The organism is Streptomyces sp. MI02-7b, assembly GCF_033793585.1.
In the GTDB taxonomy this organism is placed as follows: domain Bacteria; phylum Actinomycetota; class Actinomycetes; order Streptomycetales; family Streptomycetaceae; genus Actinacidiphila.
Genome location: NZ_JARAWX010000002.1, coordinates 18,555 through 33,101 on the forward strand (window position 1 = coordinate 18,555; position 14,547 = coordinate 33,101).

The window sequence follows — 14,547 nt, forward strand, 5'->3', positions numbered from 1 at the left end:
GGAAGACGATCACGAGCAGAGGGCGGCAGATGCACGAGGAACGCACGGAGGACTACCTGGAGTTCGCCGCGACCAGAGCGGCGCACCTCTTCCGTTCGGCCTGCCTGCTCACCGGGGGCGACACGCATCTCGCCGAGGACCTCGTCCAGGAGACCCTCGGCAAGATGTACCTCACCTGGCGGCGCATCAGCCGCATCGGCAACCCGGCCGGTTACGCCCAGACCGTGCTCGTCCGTACCTTCCTCACCCATCAGCGGCGGCGCAGCAGCGGCGAGTCGCCCGTCGGGGAGCTCCCCGACATCCCGTCGGGGACCTCCTCGGACGGCGACACGACGCTGCTGCGGCTGACCCTCCTCGACGCCCTGGCCCGGCTTTCCCCCAAGGACCGCGCGGTGCTGGTGCTGCGCTACTGGGAGGACCGGAGCATCGAGGAGACCGCGGACGCCCTGCGGCTCACCCCCGGCACCGTGCGCACGCGGTCGTTCCGCGCGCTCTCCCGGCTCCGCGAGCTGCTCGGCGACAGCCTCGTGGACCTGGTGTCCCCCCGCTGACCCCCGCATGCTCCGGTTCACGGCTTCCCGCGCTTCCACGGACGGTGGTACTCCCATGCCTTTCGAAGACGACCTCGGCGCCGCGCTGCGCCGCACGGCTGACGCGCTCAGCACCGACACCGCCTCCCTCGCGGCCGCCGGACTCGCGCGCGGCCGGGCCCTCCGCCGCCGCCGGCGCGCGGCCGCCGTGACGGGTGCCTTCGTCGCCGTCACCGCGGCCTGCGTCGCCGCGGTGCTGGTCGTACCGGCCGGTACGGCCCGGCAGGCGGTCCCGGCCGTGACGGCGCCGGCGAAAGAACCGGCGAAAGTGCCGCCGGCCACCCCGGCCGGCCGCCCGCAGATCTCCGACCAGGAGATGCTCACCCTGTTCAAGGCCCTGCTGCCCAAGGGAAGCGTGACCGGCGGACGGGCAAGGGGCACGCAGACCATCGGCAGCGGGAACCCCGTTCCGTATGCGGAGTTCGTCTTCGACGACGGCGAGGGCGCCGCCACCGTGTCCGTCGACCTGAGCCGGGACCCGGACGACCAGCGGCAGGACAACCAGTGCCCGGATCCCGCCTTCATGAAGAAGGGCACCAAGTGCGCCCGCACGCAGCTGCCCGACGGGTCGGTGCTGACGGTCGTGCAGGGCTGGGAGTACCAGGACGCCCGCACGGGGCCCAAGAACTGGCGCGCCGTGCTGACCACGCCGGAGGGCGGCCGGATCGGCGCGAGCGAATGGAACGCGGCGGGTGAGAAGGGCGTACCGCAGACGCGGCCGGAGCCGCCCCTGACCCCTGCGCAGCTCGGCGCCATCGTGCGCTCCTCCAGCTGGGACAAGGTCTTCGAGGCCTTCCCCGAGAGCGACGCCGACACCGCACCGGCCTCCTGACCGCTGCCGCACCGGACGTGGGCCGCATCGGCGGGGTGAACGTCGAGCACTGGTGCCCGAAGGGCGTGCGGGACGCCCTCCTCGCGGGAGCCGTGGTCCATTACGGCGGGACGAGAAGGATCGTTCGGCGGGCGAAGGCGGAGAGGGGCGGCGCCGGTACCGTGCAGTGGACCGCCATGGTCGTCGGGGGCGTCGCGGTTTCGGGCGAGGCCCTGCCGTGCGGAGCGGACCGCCCTGAACTCCCGCACTGTTCCTCGGCGCGCCGACGCCGTCCGGCCTCGGTCCCGGTGCGGCTCCACCCCTGCTGCGTGAGCGGCCGCACCGGCTGCTGCCGCGTGTCCCGGACGACCCGGTCCCGTACCCGCCGGCGGTGCTGCGCACCGCGCCGCCTTCGAGGCCGCGCGTGCCACGGGCGGCCCCCCGTGCCCCATCGGTTCCGTCATCTTCGGCCGCGCCGACCGGCGGGCGCACTTCGGCCCGGCGTGGCCCGCCCCGGCGGAGGCGAGGCGGCGCTTCGCCACGGGGTCTTCCGACGGGGCGGCCGGGACCCCGTGACCTCGGGTGGCCGGATGTGCAACCACTAGGTTGCGGGCCGGGCGGATGTCGTGCAACCATGAGGTTGCACGTAAAGTTGTCGTCGATGGAGGTAAGGCCATGAGCACCGGGACCCAGGACCGGATCGAACGCGAGATCAGCATCGGAGCGCCCGTCGAGCGGGTGTGGGAGGTGCTGACCCGCCCCGAGCACATCGGCCGCTGGTTCGGCCGGGACGTGGGCGGCAGCGGCGAGCCCAGGTCCATGGAGCTGCGCCCGGGCGGCATCATGCGCCTGGACCACGGCGCGGGCGTGTATCCCACGCGGATCGTGAGCGTCGAGCCGCCGCGCTACTTCGCCTACCGCTGGGCCAGCGCCTTCCCGGGTGTGGAGGCGGCGGAGGGCAACTCCACCCTGGTCGAGTTCACCCTCACCCCCGAGGGCGAGGGGACGCTGCTGCGGGTGGTCGAGAGCGGCTTCGCGACCCTCGACATCCCCGAGGAGCGCGTCCCGCAGGCCGGGTACGAGAGCCACTCGGAGGGGTGGCCGCAGGTCCTGGCCGGATTCGCCGCGTACACGGAGAAGCTGCCCGTATGACAGACCGTCAGGCGGGTGGCGAGGAGGACGTCTTCGCCGCGCTGGCCGATCCGATGCGACGCCGCATCCTGGACGCCATCGCCGGGCACGGTGACGCGACCGCCACCGTGCTCGCCGCCGAACTCCCCGTCACGCGCCAGGCGATCGTGAAGCACCTGGCCGTCCTGGACCAGGCGGGACTGGTCGCCGGACGGCGCGCGGGACGCGAAATGCGCTACGCCGTACGGCCGGAGCGGCTGATCGCGGCGGCGCGGTGGATGGACCGCGTCGCCGCACAGTGGGACGCCCGGCTGGACGCGATCAAACGCCTCGCCGAGGAAACCGGCGCCGCGCCCCCGGTGCAGCCTGTGCGCCGTGAACCAGGAGAGACCGCCTGACATGTTCTCCGGCCGCATCGGCGACGGCCGGATCAACCGGCGCGTGGGCTCGCTGCTCGTCGTCGTGAACGTGGCTCTGCTCGCGCCGGGCGTGGGCTCCACCTTCTGGTTCTTCGGCCAGGACATCGGCATCGCCGGGCTGTCCGTGGCGGGTAGGCCACGGGGAGGAGGGTCCCGACCGTCCTGACGCGCGGGCCCGCGCGCACCTCGGCGTGAACTCGACGGGCCGACGACGGTGCCCGCGCAGTCGTCCCGGTCGAGCACGAACGGCGCCGACGCGCTGCCGCGGCCGAACGGGTGCCGGCCACCGAGCCGAGGCGGAGCGGCGGTTGCGCGAAAAACCGATGGCGTCCGCCGGAGCCACGCGGGCACGATGCCCGCATCATGAACAGCACCCCGACGACCACGACCCCGCACCGCCAGATCAGAGCCGCGCACACCACCGACACCGTGACGGTGTACCAGGCGTACCGTCCGGAGATCGGTGACCACGCCGCACGGCACGGCCGCTTCCCCGCGAGCTGGAGCCGGTCGCGCATGACGTGGATCAAGCCGTCGTTCCTGTGGATGATGTACCGCAGCGGATGGGGCGGCAAAGAGGGCCAGGAACGTGTGCTCGCCCTCGACATCAGCCGCGAGGGGTTCGAGTCCGCGCTGCGAGGGGCCTGCCTGTCCCACTACGACCGCAGGGCATACCCCGACCGCGAGGCCTGGGCCGAGCGTCTGCGGGCCACCTCGGTGCGCGTCCAATGGGATCCCGAACGCGACCTCGGCCTTCGCCCGCTGCCGTACCGGTCCCTCCAACTGGGCCTCACCGGGCGGGCGACCAAGGACTACGCCGACCACTGGCTCCGCGCCGTCCGCGACGTCACCGGCTTGGCGCACGCCGTCCGCGACCTGGTGCGCTCGGGCGACGCGGCCGGCGCGACCGCCCTGCTGCCGGCCGAATCGCCGTACCCGCTCGGCGCGGCGACCGCCGCGGTGATCGGCGCGACGACGGAACTCAGCGGGCGTCCAGCTCCGCGATGAGCCGCTTGGGCGCGATGACGCGGTAGCTCTCCTCCACCCACTCGCACAGCACGTCCGCGGCCGGGGTGCCCTCGGCGAGCGGGACGGAGACCCAGCCCGCCCTGCCGAGACCGTACCCGCTGGGTTCGGCGCCGGGCACGGTCAGCGCGTGCTCGTGGACTTCGGGGTGCTTGAGCTTCACGCCGATGCGGGGCGGGTGGCTGCCGTCGCCGACACCCAGGAAGACGAACACCTTCTTGTCTGCCTTCACGACGCTCTCGCCCCAGGGGAACTCCTCCCCGGCCCCGGGCAGGGCCAGGGCGAACGCGCGGACCTTCTCCCGGACGTCGAACGGATCGCGGGGGACGGGCACGGGGGCCTCCTCGGGGGCGGTCGGGCGGCGTCAGCCCGATCGTAGGCGCAGGGACGGGGTGGGGCGCCGATAGGATCACCGGCAATGCCCGGACGTAGCGCAGAGGCAGGCGCCCCCTTCTCCAAAAAGGGATCACGCCGGTTCGAATCCGGCCGTCCGGGCAGTGCGGGTGCTCGGGTCCGTGGCGCACACGCGGGCGGGCCACCCGCGCACGGCGGGTACGCCGGTTCGAATCCGGCCGGACCCCCGATAGGATCACCGGCAATGCCCGGACGTAGCGCAGAGGCAGGCGCACGGTCTTGCTCAGACCAAGGACGCCGGTTCGAATCCGGCCGTCCGGGCAGTGCGGGTACTCGGGTCCGTAGCGCAGAGGCAGGCGCGCCGCCCTCTCAAGGCGGGTACGTCGGTTCGAATCCGGCCGGACCCACGTCACGGTGGTACGAGCGGGCAGGGGCAGTGGGGGAGACCGGCGGGGAGACGGGCGTCATCGGCGAGGCCGAACTCGCCGTATTCGACGCGGTGGTCGGCAAGCTGCGCGCGTTGCCGGTCGACGACCCGGTGCGGCTGCGCGCCGAGCAGGTCGCCGCGTCGTTCGCGCGGGACGGGCGGCTGCGCCGCCGCAAGACCCGGCGCGAGGAGCGCAGCGCGGCCGATGCCGAGGTCGTCGCGGCCACCGCGACCGGCGCCTTGGCGCGGCGTGAGGACGCTCCCCTGGACCCGGCCGGTGAGGGCGCTGCCGGCGACCCCGCGGGGGAGTTCTCCCGGCCGCGCCGCTGCTACGTGTGCAAGACGCACTACCGACAGGTCGACGCCTTCTACCACTTGCTCTGTCCGGACTGCGCGGCCGACAACACCGCCCACCGGGGTGCCCGCGCGGATCTGAGCGGCCGCCGGGCGCTGCTCACCGGCGGACGGGTCAAGATCGGCTTCCAGCTCGCCCTGATGATGCTGCGCGACGGCGCCGAACTCCTGGTCACCAGCCGCTTCCCCCGGGACACCGCCCGCAGGTTCCGTGCCGCGCCCGGCAGCGAGGACTGGCTGCACCGCCTGACCGTCGTCGCCGTCGACCTGCGCGACCCGCGCCAGGTCGTCGGTCTGTGCGAGCGGCTGCGGGAGACGGGCGAGCCGCTGGACATCCTCGTCAACAACGCGGCGCAGACGGTGCGCAGGCCGCCCGCGGCGTACGCCGCACTCACGGCGGGGGAGCGGCTGCCGCTGCCGGCCGGCCCGCGGCCCAGGGCGATGCTGACCGCGCCCGGATTCGGGGCGGCCCCCGCCCTGCCCGCCGCGAGCGGCCCGGTGGCGGAACTGGTCCTGGCCGAGACCGACGAGGCCGGGCTGCTGCCGGACACGGCACCCCGGAACTCCTGGTCGGCGGAGCTCGGCGGGCTCGACCCGGCCGAGGTCCTGGAGACCCAGCTCGTCAACTCCCTGGCTCCCGCGCTGCTCTGCGACCGGCTGCTTCCCCTGCTGCTCGCCTCGCCGCGGCCGCGCCGCTACATCGTCAACGTCACGGCCGTCGAGGGCCGCTTCGCGGTGCGCAACAAGACGGCCGGCCACCCGCACACCAACATGGCGAAAGCCGCCCTCAACATGCTCACCCGCACGAGCGGGCCCGCCCTGGCCGGTCACGGCGTCCACATGTGCAGCGTCGACACCGGGTGGATCACCGACGAGAACCCGCACCCGAAGAAGCACCGGCTCGCCGGCGCCGGCTTCCGGACCCCGCTGGACATCGTGGACGGCGCGGCGCGCGTGTACGACCCGATCGTGCGCGGCGAGGCGGGGCACCCGGTGTCCGGTGTGTTCCTCAAGGACTACCGGGAAGCCGAGTGGTGACATGACGGACGAGCAGCGGCCCTTCGCGAGCGTCCCGGAGGTCGTGCCGCGCCCGCGCACCGACCTGGAACCGCTCCTGGAGTGGCTGCGCGGCGGCGAAGGCGTCGTACGGCGCACGGACTTCCCCGCCGGCACCGCCCTGCCCGACGGCCGCCTCGACCTGTGCAAGCAGGCGCTCGGCGCCGAGGGCGCCGCGGCCGTCGCAGAGGCGCTGCGGCAGGCCCCGGCCACCGGCACCGTACGCCATCTGCTGCTCGGCACCGACGGACTCGGCGACGCGGGCGCCGCCACCGTCGCCGAACGGACCGCGGGCACCGGTGTGGAGACGCTCTACCTCGGCTGCAACGGCATCACCGCCGGCGGCGCCTGCACGATCGCCGACAGTCTGCGGGCCTCGCCGCAGGCCGTCACGGGAGTGTGGCTCAAGCGCAATCCACTCGGACCGGGCGGCGGCGAGGCCGCCGCCGGACTGGTGGAGGCGGCGCGCTCGCTGCGCACCCTGGACCTGGTGCAGACCGGGCTGGACGTGGCCGGACTGGCCGTCCTGGTGGACGCGTTGCTGATCGCGGCCCGTGAGGGGCGCGGCGTCGAGCGGCTCTTCGCCGGCGGCAACGCGCTGGGGGCGGCAGGGGCGGCCGTGCTCGCCGCGCTGGTCACCGAGGGCGCGGTCGGCGAGCTCTACGTCTCCGCCGCCCGCCTGGGCGACGAGGGCGGGCTGATCCTCGCCGAGGCGCTGCGCCGGGCCCCGTACGGCAGCCTCACCCGGCTCTCCGTGGCGAGCAACGGCATCGGCCCACGGGCCTGTGCGGCACTGGTCGCCGCCGCGGCCGCGGCCGGCGTCGAACTGCTCGACCTCGGCCGGGTGCGTGCCGCCGCCGTCCTCGGCGCCACGGACAACCGGGTCGACACCGATGCGGCCGAGGCCATGGCCGCTGCCCTGGCCGCCGCCCCGCACCGGCTGGGTCACCTGGTGCTGTCGCACACCGGTATGCGCAGCCGCGAGGCGCACCGCCTCCTCGACACGGCGCCCGGCGCGACCGCGCCGACCCGCTTCGTGCTGGGCAAGGGCGTCGCGACCAGCGTCCGGCGGCGTCTCGACGCGCTCAGCGCGCACCTGCCGTACCCCACCGTCCCCGACGCCGTGGCCGCCGTCCGCAGCGTCCACCGCACGCCCCGCTGACCGGGCGCCGCCCCGTCAGCGCGGTATGCGCGCGAAGGTCTCGATCCAGAAGCGCTGCGCCTCCTCCGAAGCGCCGACGAGATACGTCGAGCGCAACTTCGGCGGCAGCAGGGCGACCAGCCGGGTCACCACCTTGCGGTACCGCCTGAGCTGCGACAACTCGGCGTTGGAGATGACCTGGTGGACGATGTCGCTGTCGTTGTTGCCCTCGTCGGACTCCTCGCGGGCACCGCGCAGCCGGGCCTCCCACCCCACGACGTCCGCCGCCAGTTCACGCAGCCCGGTCACCGACCGCCGGGCCAGCCGGTCCATCAGGGCGGTGAGGGGCACCGGGGCGTACTCCCCGTCGCCGAGGTAGACGGTCGCCATCTCCAGCGGCAGGCCACGCTGGTGGAGCTTGATCAGCCGCTCGATGGTGCGCTTGGTGATCCACGCGCGCCCGTCCTCGTCGATGTCGTGCTTCCACCACTCCAGCACGGTCTCCGCGACCGCGCCGTAGCGGGCGATCAGCCACTCGTTGGCCGGGATGTCGCCGGGCTCGACCGTCAGGGACGCGGTGAAACGGGTGGCCTGGGCGATGTTGTTCCGTGAGACCAGCAGCTTGCGGCCCAGGTGGTAGGGCGGGTTCTGCACGGCGATCTGGGCCCGCAGGTTCTCGATCGGGCGCCCCGCCAGCGACCACTCCTGCGTGATCTCCATGAGTTTGGCGAAGGCGGCCTTGTCCTTGGGCCGGTTGTACTCGTCCCAGACGACGGCCTTCGGCTCGGCACCGGTGAAGACCGCCGCCAGCAGGTTCTCCAGCGAGCCGTCGGGGCCGGGCACGGGGGCGCAGAGGTCCTCGACATTGGTGACCGGCAGCGAGAAGTACAACGGGTCGCGGCCCAGCCCCTCGCGCAGCGTCGCCCGCACCAGCTCGGTCTTGCCGCAGCCGGGCGGACCCTGCAGCAGCACCGTCCACCGATTGCGAAGCGCCGCACGCACCACGGAGCGCACCGGGTCCGGGACCGTCGCCGGGTTGGGCACGCCCAGCGCCTTGGCGATCCGGTCCAGGATCTCGGCCGTACGGTCCGGACCGGGTGCGCCGTCGCTCCGCGGCTCGGCCAGCCGCAGCCGCTCGCCGTTGAGCAGCGGCAGTCCCCACCGCAGGGGGAAGCCTTCGCGGGCGTTGGCCAGGATGTGGTCGAGGGTGCGGGGCGACAGCAGCTCGCGGACGGCCGGGCCGAGCGACGCCCACACCCCGAAGACCCCGGACAGGTCCCGGTCCCGGTACTTCGCGGCCAGTCTCAACCGCCAGGCCGTGTCGTTGGCGGTGACGCGGACGGTGACCATGCGGTCCAGCAGGGCCAGGTCGCCGCGCCGGCCCGCCGTCTCCGCCAGTGACTCGTTGTCGCTGAGGAACACCCCGATGCAGCCGAGCTCACGCAGGTCGTACTCGCCGAGGGTCCAGTTGCAGGCGATCTGCATCAGCTGCGACTGGATGGTCTCGCCCGCCTGCAGGGAGTCGTCGATGAGCAGCACGAACGGCCGCCCCGGCTTCAGCTGGCTCATCACCAGCTGACGCAGCACCAGGGCACCGGTCTCCGGGTCGCGGACGGGGGCGTTCGCCAGCAGGTCGTCCGGGGTGAGGTTGGCGGCGGGCACGAAGACCAGCTCGGTGTCCGGGTGGGCCTCGGCGATGTGCGAGAAGAACGTCGAGGTCTTTCCGATGCCGTGCTCACCGAAGACCTGCCCGGTCTGCCGCATGTCGATCATCGCATCGATGAAGGACTCGAGCCGGGACCGGCCGGTCCAGCCCTCGGGCGGCTCCGGGTACGTGGCGCTGGCCCGCCAGGGCCGGGGGCCGGCCGTGGGGGTCGCCGCGGTGGTGGTCATCTCGCTCCTGTCGTGACGCGGTGGCAGGCCATGGGCGGGGTGTGGCTGTCCGGCCAGTCGTCACCGCCCTGGGTGATCAGCCATATCCACTTGTCGGGTTCGGCCGGCGTGATGTGCGGGGCCCAGCCGTCGGTCAGCACGATCACGGCGTCCGGGCGCTCCTCGAAGCGGCGGCCGCGGACCTCGGAACGCCCCTCTACGTAGTCGGCGACGACCTGGAAGCTCGTGCCCCCGCCGCCGTAGACCCGCTCGCCCGGGGCGAAGGGCATCACGACGCCGTCGAAGGACAGCCAGTGCGCCTCCACGCCGTCGATCCGGCCGACGAGTTCGGTCAGCCAGTCGACGACGGAGGACGGCATGGAGCCCGAGGTGTCATAGGCCACGACGAGCACCTTGTCGCGCACCGGGCCGCGCCGCGACAGCATCGGGTCGTGGCCGAGCGCGGCCAGCAGGGCGCCGCGCTTCTTCGGGTACACCAGCCGCTCGCCCTCGCGCAGCTTCGAGGCGACCACGTCGACCAGCCACCGCTGCCACCAGTCCACCTGCCGGGTCCGCACGGTCTCGCCGCGCAGCGCGCCGGCCCCCAACTGCCCCCACATCCGCGAGGCGCGCTCGGAGGCGTCCTGGGTGCGGTCCATGAGGTCGAGCAGCTCCCGCTCGGCGCCGGCGTGGCCCCGGCGCGCCGCCAGCAGGGAGTTGAGCAGTGCCGAGGACACCAGCCGGTCCACCGTCTCCTGGTCCGCCGGCACCCCGCCACCGTCCACGTGCACGCACCGCACCGCGCTCGCCGGCACCGGCGGGCGCGTCATTCGCTTGAGCTCGGTGTAGACGCTCATGTCGGTCGCGGTGAAGTCCTCGTAGGACAGCGGCGCCAGCCCCTGCTCCCGCAGGTCGTTGGCGTAGTCGCGGTGGACCGTGCGCGGGTCGACACCGGTGGGCTCGCCGTCCAGCAGCGGCAGGGCGTCACGCTCCAGCCGGACCATCGCCACGTGGTTGATCGCCACCTCGGCGGCCAGCGTGAAGACCGGGTCCTCGCGCAGCTCGGGCTCGGTGAACAGATGCCGGTGCACCACGTGCCGCGACTCGTGGAAGAGGACGAACTTGACGCCCTCCAGGCCGAGACCGACGAAGAACTCCGGGTTGAACAGCAGCAGGATCGTGCCGTCCCCGGAAGGGACCACCGCCGCGGTGTCCACCGCCGTCGTCGGGATCTGGTGCCGGCACTTGGCGTACAGCCAGGACGCGACGGCGGACTGCGTCAGACCGAAGTCCAGCAGCGCGGCCTCTTTCAGCCGCCGGGCCTCTGCCACGACGCCCGGATCCGCCGGACGCCAGCGCTCAAGCGCCCGCCGGTCGCCGAGCCCCACGGTGAGCCGTCGTCCCCCAGTGTCTGCCCCGTATCCCATGACGGCCCCCCGTACACGACCTCCGCATCCCCCTGATGCCCCGGTGGATCAGTGGTACCAGAGCCCACCGACAACGGGCCATCGACTTCCTCGCCGCCGTCGCCCGCGATCGCCCGCGCCGTCGTCACCAGCTCGGGCAGCGTCCCGGTGAACGTCGGCAGCAACTGCGTGAGGACCGCCCAGGCCTCGGTGTTGCCGCCCAACTCCGCGCGCACGAGCGGACCCAGCGCCGCGGCGGCCTCGGTGAGGCGGTCCGGGAACGCCCAGCGCCCCATCGCGAGCACGGACAGGGCCTGCCTGGCCGGCCGCGTCGTCGTCGCGTACACCGCCGGGCCGTCCACGACTCCCGCGGTGCTGAGCCGGTGCGTGAACTTGCGGTGCGTGCCGAACTGCGTCCGCACCTCAGGCGGGCAGTCCGGCCGGACGGACAGCGCCCAGCGGGCGTAGCCGGGGAGCGGCCGCTCGCGGTCGGCCCCGGCCACCACACCCCAGTCCTCGCGCCGCACCATCAGGGCGGCGGCACGTCCCTGCGCCATGGACGCCACCTCGCGCAGTGCCGCGGTCAGTTCCGCGGGACCGGCGGCCCGGGGTATCTCCGGCGGGGGGTACCGCGACAGACCCTTGGCGACCGGGACCCTCCGGCTGCGGCCCGGCCCGTGCGGGACGCCGTTCAGGATGTCGTGCCGTACGCGGTCGTCGATGGCGCAGTGGCCGTACACCAGCTCATTGATCCGCGGATCGTCCTGCTGCAGCATCCACCACACCACCGACGAGGGCAGGTCACGCAGGCCCAGGTCCCATGCCGGGCCGCGCGGCGGCTTCGTGACCGCCGCGGTGTTCTCCTGCGGCATACCGGTCCTGCGGCGCACCCGGGCGGCCGGCCCGGGGTCCACCAGGGCCAGCAGGAAGCCCAGTCCGCCGGCCTGCTCCACCTCGTTCGCCATGCCGCGATCTTCCCACCGGCCACCGACAGCGGGCGAGTCAAAAACCGCCGCGCAGAGCCCCGTCGAGGACCGCCGACCATTGACGGACGATGCCCGCGCGCCGGGCGCTGTCGTCGCTGAGCAGATTGGCCAGCCCCAGCCCGCGCGCCATGTCCAAGGTGGCCTGGACGGTCTCGCGCACCCCGGGCACGGACTCGTCGGCGCCCAGCATCTCCACCGCCAGGCGGTGTGCCTCGCGGCCGATGCGGGCCTCCAGGGCGGTGACGCGGGGCCGCAACTGCTCCTCGTTGGCCGCCGCGATCCACAGGTGCAGCGCGGCGCGGAAGATCGGGCCGGTGTACAGGTCGACGACCAGCTCGACGACACCGCGGGTGCGGGGCACGCCCGCGTCCGGCAGGCCGAGGGTCCGCTCGCGCAGCGCGACCAGCCACTGCTCCGAGACGAACTCGATCGCCCCGGTGAACAGGTCCTCCCGGGTGGGGAAGTGGTGCTGTGCCGCGCCGCGTGAGACCCCCGCGTGCTCGGCGACGACGGCGACCGTGCTGCCCGCCCAGCCGCGGTCGGCCAGGCAGGCGACGGCCGCCTCCAGCAGTCGCTGCCGGGTGGCCCGGCTGCGGTCCTGCTTGGGCTCGCGGGCGCTCACAACGCCCATGGCGCCGCCCGCCGTTCGAGGAAGGCCCGCATCCCCTCCGCGGCCTCCGGCGAGCCGAACAGCCGCGCCGACCGTTCCGTCAGCGCGTCCGCGTCCTGGTCGAAGGCCCGCAGCACCCCCGCCGTGGTCAGTGCCTTGGACTCGGCGAGCCCCTGGGGCGAACCGGCGCGCAGGCCCGCGAGGATGCCGTCCAGCGCCTCCTCGGGAGCGGTGACCAGGCCGGTGCGGACGGCCTCCGAGGCGTCGAAGACCTCCCCGGTGAGGTAGTAGCGGGCCGCGGCCCTCCCGTCGAGCCGCGGCAGCACCGTCAGCGAGATCACGGCGGGGGCGAGGCCGAGCCGCGCCTCGGTGAAGGCGAAGCTCGCCCCGGGCCCCGCGACCGAGATGTCGCAGGCCGCCAGCAGCCCGAGCCCGCCCGCGCGCACGTGACCGTTCACCGTGGCCACCACCGGCTTGGGCAGCTCCACGATCGACCGCAACAGGGCGACCAGCCGGCCCGGGCCCCGCGGGGATGTCGCCTCCTTCAGGTCCGCCCCGGCGCAGAAGGTGCCGCCGGTGTGCGTCAGCAGCACCGCACGGGTCGCCGGGTCCTTTCCCGCCCGCGCGAGTGCGTCGGACAGCTCGTCCACCATGCGCGCGGACAGCGCGTTGCGGTTGGCGGGGGAGTCCAGGGTGAGCGTGGTGATCCCCCGCTCGGACGCGGAGCGCACCACGGGCGCGTTCTCGTCGGCCGTCAACTGCCGCCCCTTTCGCGGGCGCGGAGTTCACGCCGCAGGATCTTTCCGCTCGCGGCACGCGGTATCGCGTCGGTGAACTCCACCCGCCGCACCTTCTTGTACGGGGCGACCTGCGCCGCCACGTGCGCCATGACGTCGTCCTCGGTCAGGGAGCCGCCCCGCTGCGGGACGACGTACGCCTTGGGGATCTCGTTGCCGTCCTCGTCCAGGACGCCGATGACGGCCGCGTCGGCGACCCGCGGATCGGTGAGGAGCACCGCCTCCAGCTCGGCGGGCGGCACCTGGTAGCCCTTGTACTTGATCAGCTCCTTGACCCGGTCGACCACGTGCAGCCAGCCGCCCTCGTCGACCCGTCCGACGTCACCGGTGTGCAGCCAGCCGTCCTCGTCGACGATGGCGGCCGTCTCGTCGGGCCGTCCCAGGTAGCCCTTCATGACCTGCGGACCGCGGATGTGGATCTCCCCGGTGCCGTCCGCGCCGGCGCCGGTCTCGCCGTCCAGCGGCACGATGCGCATCTCGGTACTGGGGACGAGCTTGCCGACCGTCCCCGCGGGTGCGTCCCGCGCGTCCAGCGGCACCACATGGGTGCCCGGCGACAGTTCCGTCATCCCGTACGCCTGCAGGAGGGGCGGCAGGCCGAGCCGCTCCGAGCAGGCCCGCGCCAGATCCGCGTCCAGGGGAGCGGCCGAGCACATCACGTACTCGAGGGAGCTGAGGTCGTGTCCGGCCACGGCCGGGTGCTTGGCGAGCGCCAGCACAATGGGCGGGGCCACGTACAGGCCCTGCACCTTGTGCGTCTCGATGGCGGTGAGGAACTGCTCCAGGTCGAAGCGCGGCAGCACCACCACGGTGGCGCCCTTGCGCAGGGGGAGGTTCATGAGCGCGGTCAGGCCGTAGATGTGGAAGAACGGCAGCACGGCCAGGATGCGGTGCCCTGGCTCGGTGGACAGCATCGGGTCGAGCTGGGCGAGGTTGGTCGCGATGTTGCGGTGGGTCAGCATCACGCCCTTGGGGATGCCGGTGGTGCCCGAGGAGTACGGCAGCGCGGCCAGGTCCGCGGCCGGGTCGAGGGCGATCTGCGGCTCGGGCGCGGTGGAGGCGAGGAAGTCCAGGACGGAGCGGTGCCCGTCGGCGGTGTCGCAGACGAAGACCTCCCGGACCCCGCCCGCCTGTTCCGCCGCCTTGCGGGCGGTCTCCAGCAGCGGCGAGACGGTGACGATCCAGGAGGCCCCGCTGTCGCGCAGCTGCCGCGCGAACTCCTCCGCGGTGGCCAGCGGATGCACCGTGGTGACGGCCGCCCCGGCACGCGTGGCCCCGTAGAACACCGGGGGATAGGCCACGGTATTGGGGCTGTGCAGCGCCAGGACGTCTCCCTTGCGCAGCCCGGCCTCCGCCAGGGCGGCGGCGATACGCCGCGTGAAGGCGTCGAGCTGCGTGTAGGTGAGGGTCGTGCCGTCCACGCCGTCGATCAGCGCGGGCCGTTCGCCGAACTCGGCGGCCCGGCCGAGCACGGCCTCGTGGATCGGCAGGTCGACGGCGGGAACCGCGGGGTACTCGCTGTGGAACACGGCCGGCTGTGCCATGACCGCTCCCCCTCCTCGATCGG

Annotated in this window: 15 protein-coding genes and 4 tRNA genes; 12 read left to right on the forward strand and 7 right to left on the reverse strand. The window is 73.7% G+C overall.

Features of this window, described 5'->3' with window-relative positions; genetic code table 11:
• Positions 1-29 precede the first annotated feature (29 nt).
• The 6 genes from PV364_RS02330 to PV364_RS02355 all read left to right on the forward strand — a co-directional run bounded on the left by PV364_RS02330 (position 30) and on the right by PV364_RS02355 (position 3,959).
• Entirely contained in the window at positions 30-551 is a 522-nt protein-coding gene (locus PV364_RS02330; RefSeq protein WP_319657877.1) for a SigE family RNA polymerase sigma factor, read from the forward strand.
• Positions 552-606: 55 nt separating this feature from the next.
• On the forward strand, positions 607-1,422 hold the full coding sequence (locus tag PV364_RS02335) for a hypothetical protein (RefSeq protein WP_319657878.1): 816 nt from the start codon (positions 607-609) through the stop codon (positions 1,420-1,422).
• A gap of 654 nt (positions 1,423-2,076) precedes the next feature.
• Positions 2,077-2,553 (forward strand): SRPBCC family protein, encoded by a 477-nt coding sequence (locus tag PV364_RS02340; protein ID WP_319657879.1) that lies wholly within the window; start codon positions 2,077-2,079, stop codon positions 2,551-2,553.
• A complete protein-coding gene (locus PV364_RS02345; RefSeq protein ID WP_319657880.1) occupies positions 2,550-2,930 on the forward strand; it encodes a metalloregulator ArsR/SmtB family transcription factor in 381 nt (126 codons plus the stop codon). The genes PV364_RS02340 and PV364_RS02345 overlap by 4 nt, the downstream gene beginning before the upstream one ends.
• Before the next feature lies 1 nt (position 2,931).
• Positions 2,932-3,117 carry a hypothetical protein gene (locus PV364_RS02350; protein WP_319657881.1) on the forward strand — a complete coding sequence of 62 codons (186 nt, stop codon included), beginning with the start codon at positions 2,932-2,934 and terminating at the stop codon, positions 3,115-3,117.
• A 197-nt stretch (positions 3,118-3,314) separates the two neighbouring features.
• Positions 3,315-3,959, forward strand: a complete 645-nt coding sequence (locus tag PV364_RS02355; protein WP_319657882.1) for a DUF4291 domain-containing protein — start codon at positions 3,315-3,317, stop codon at positions 3,957-3,959.
• Here PV364_RS02355 and PV364_RS02360 read toward each other — a convergent pair.
• Positions 3,934-4,311: an MmcQ/YjbR family DNA-binding protein gene (locus tag PV364_RS02360; protein WP_319657883.1), complete on the reverse strand. Its 378-nt coding sequence runs from the start codon at positions 4,309-4,311 to the stop codon at positions 3,934-3,936. The two genes, PV364_RS02355 and PV364_RS02360, sit on opposite strands and share 26 nt — an antisense overlap.
• 88 nt (positions 4,312-4,399) lie before the next feature.
• On the opposite strand from PV364_RS02360, the gene PV364_RS02365 reads away from it, so the two are divergent.
• From PV364_RS02365 to PV364_RS02390, 6 genes are all read left to right on the forward strand, one after another.
• A tRNA-Trp gene (locus PV364_RS02365) sits at positions 4,400-4,472 on the forward strand.
• 14 nt (positions 4,473-4,486) lie between these two features.
• Positions 4,487-4,557, forward strand: a tRNA-Val gene (locus PV364_RS02370).
• A 22-nt stretch (positions 4,558-4,579) separates the two neighbouring features.
• Positions 4,580-4,652, forward strand: a tRNA-Ser gene (locus tag PV364_RS02375).
• A gap of 14 nt (positions 4,653-4,666) precedes the next feature.
• Positions 4,667-4,738 (forward strand) — tRNA-Glu (locus PV364_RS02380).
• Positions 4,739-4,767: 29 nt separating this feature from the next.
• The gene (locus tag PV364_RS02385) at positions 4,768-6,150 is read left to right on the forward strand and encodes an SDR family NAD(P)-dependent oxidoreductase (protein ID WP_319657884.1); all 1,383 of its coding nucleotides are present in this window, start codon (positions 4,768-4,770) and stop codon (positions 6,148-6,150) included.
• Between the two features lies 1 nt (position 6,151).
• Positions 6,152-7,330, forward strand: coding sequence for a ribonuclease inhibitor (locus PV364_RS02390; RefSeq protein WP_319657885.1), 1,179 nt, complete (start codon positions 6,152-6,154; stop codon positions 7,328-7,330).
• A gap of 15 nt (positions 7,331-7,345) precedes the next feature.
• On the opposite strand, the gene PV364_RS02395 is transcribed toward PV364_RS02390, so the two are convergent.
• The 6 genes from PV364_RS02395 to PV364_RS02420 are packed head-to-tail and all read right to left on the reverse strand — an operon-like array spanning position 7,346 to position 14,524.
• On the reverse strand, positions 7,346-9,202 hold the full coding sequence (locus PV364_RS02395; protein ID WP_319657886.1) for an ATP-binding protein: 1,857 nt from the start codon (positions 9,200-9,202) through the stop codon (positions 7,346-7,348).
• A complete protein-coding gene (locus PV364_RS02400; protein WP_319657887.1) occupies positions 9,199-10,608 on the reverse strand; it encodes a DUF2201 family putative metallopeptidase in 1,410 nt (469 codons plus the stop codon). Before PV364_RS02400 ends, PV364_RS02395 begins: the two co-directional genes overlap by 4 nt.
• Complete coding sequence (locus tag PV364_RS02405; protein WP_319657888.1) at positions 10,491-11,552, reverse strand: hypothetical protein; 1,062 nt, start codon at positions 11,550-11,552, stop codon at positions 10,491-10,493. The genes PV364_RS02400 and PV364_RS02405 overlap by 118 nt, the downstream gene beginning before the upstream one ends.
• Before the next feature lie 37 nt (positions 11,553-11,589).
• On the reverse strand, positions 11,590-12,204 hold the full coding sequence (locus tag PV364_RS02410) for a TetR/AcrR family transcriptional regulator (protein ID WP_319657889.1): 615 nt from the start codon (positions 12,202-12,204) through the stop codon (positions 11,590-11,592).
• The gene (locus PV364_RS02415) at positions 12,192-12,941 is read right to left on the reverse strand and encodes an enoyl-CoA hydratase family protein (protein WP_319657890.1); all 750 of its coding nucleotides are present in this window, start codon (positions 12,939-12,941) and stop codon (positions 12,192-12,194) included. The genes PV364_RS02410 and PV364_RS02415 overlap by 13 nt, the downstream gene beginning before the upstream one ends.
• Positions 12,938-14,524 carry a 4-coumarate--CoA ligase family protein gene (locus PV364_RS02420; RefSeq protein WP_319657891.1) on the reverse strand — a complete coding sequence of 529 codons (1,587 nt, stop codon included), beginning with the start codon at positions 14,522-14,524 and terminating at the stop codon, positions 12,938-12,940. The genes PV364_RS02415 and PV364_RS02420 overlap by 4 nt, the downstream gene beginning before the upstream one ends.
• Positions 14,525-14,547: the final 23 nt, after the last annotated feature.

Bases quoted from the DNA above. Each gene is read 5' to 3' on its own strand.
- PV364_RS02330 (WP_319657877.1), top strand. From the start codon at position 30: ATGCACGAGGAACGCACGGAGGACTACCTGGAGTTCGCCGCGACCAGA.
- PV364_RS02335 (WP_319657878.1), top strand. From the start codon at position 607: ATGCCTTTCGAAGACGACCTCGGCGCCGCGCTGCGCCGCACGGCTGAC.
- PV364_RS02340 (WP_319657879.1), top strand. From the start codon at position 2,077: ATGAGCACCGGGACCCAGGACCGGATCGAACGCGAGATCAGCATCGGA.
- PV364_RS02345 (WP_319657880.1), top strand. From the start codon at position 2,550: ATGACAGACCGTCAGGCGGGTGGCGAGGAGGACGTCTTCGCCGCGCTG.
- PV364_RS02350 (WP_319657881.1), top strand. From the start codon at position 2,932: ATGTTCTCCGGCCGCATCGGCGACGGCCGGATCAACCGGCGCGTGGGC.
- PV364_RS02355 (WP_319657882.1), top strand. From the start codon at position 3,315: ATGAACAGCACCCCGACGACCACGACCCCGCACCGCCAGATCAGAGCC.
- PV364_RS02390 (WP_319657885.1), top strand. From the start codon at position 6,152: ATGACGGACGAGCAGCGGCCCTTCGCGAGCGTCCCGGAGGTCGTGCCG.
- PV364_RS02395 (WP_319657886.1), bottom strand. From the start codon at position 9,202: ATGACCACCACCGCGGCGACCCCCACGGCCGGCCCCCGGCCCTGGCGG.
- PV364_RS02400 (WP_319657887.1), bottom strand. From the start codon at position 10,608: ATGGGATACGGGGCAGACACTGGGGGACGACGGCTCACCGTGGGGCTC.
- PV364_RS02405 (WP_319657888.1), bottom strand. From the start codon at position 11,552: ATGGCGAACGAGGTGGAGCAGGCCGGCGGACTGGGCTTCCTGCTGGCC.
- PV364_RS02410 (WP_319657889.1), bottom strand. From the start codon at position 12,204: ATGGGCGTTGTGAGCGCCCGCGAGCCCAAGCAGGACCGCAGCCGGGCC.
- PV364_RS02420 (WP_319657891.1), bottom strand. From the start codon at position 14,524: ATGGCACAGCCGGCCGTGTTCCACAGCGAGTACCCCGCGGTTCCCGCC.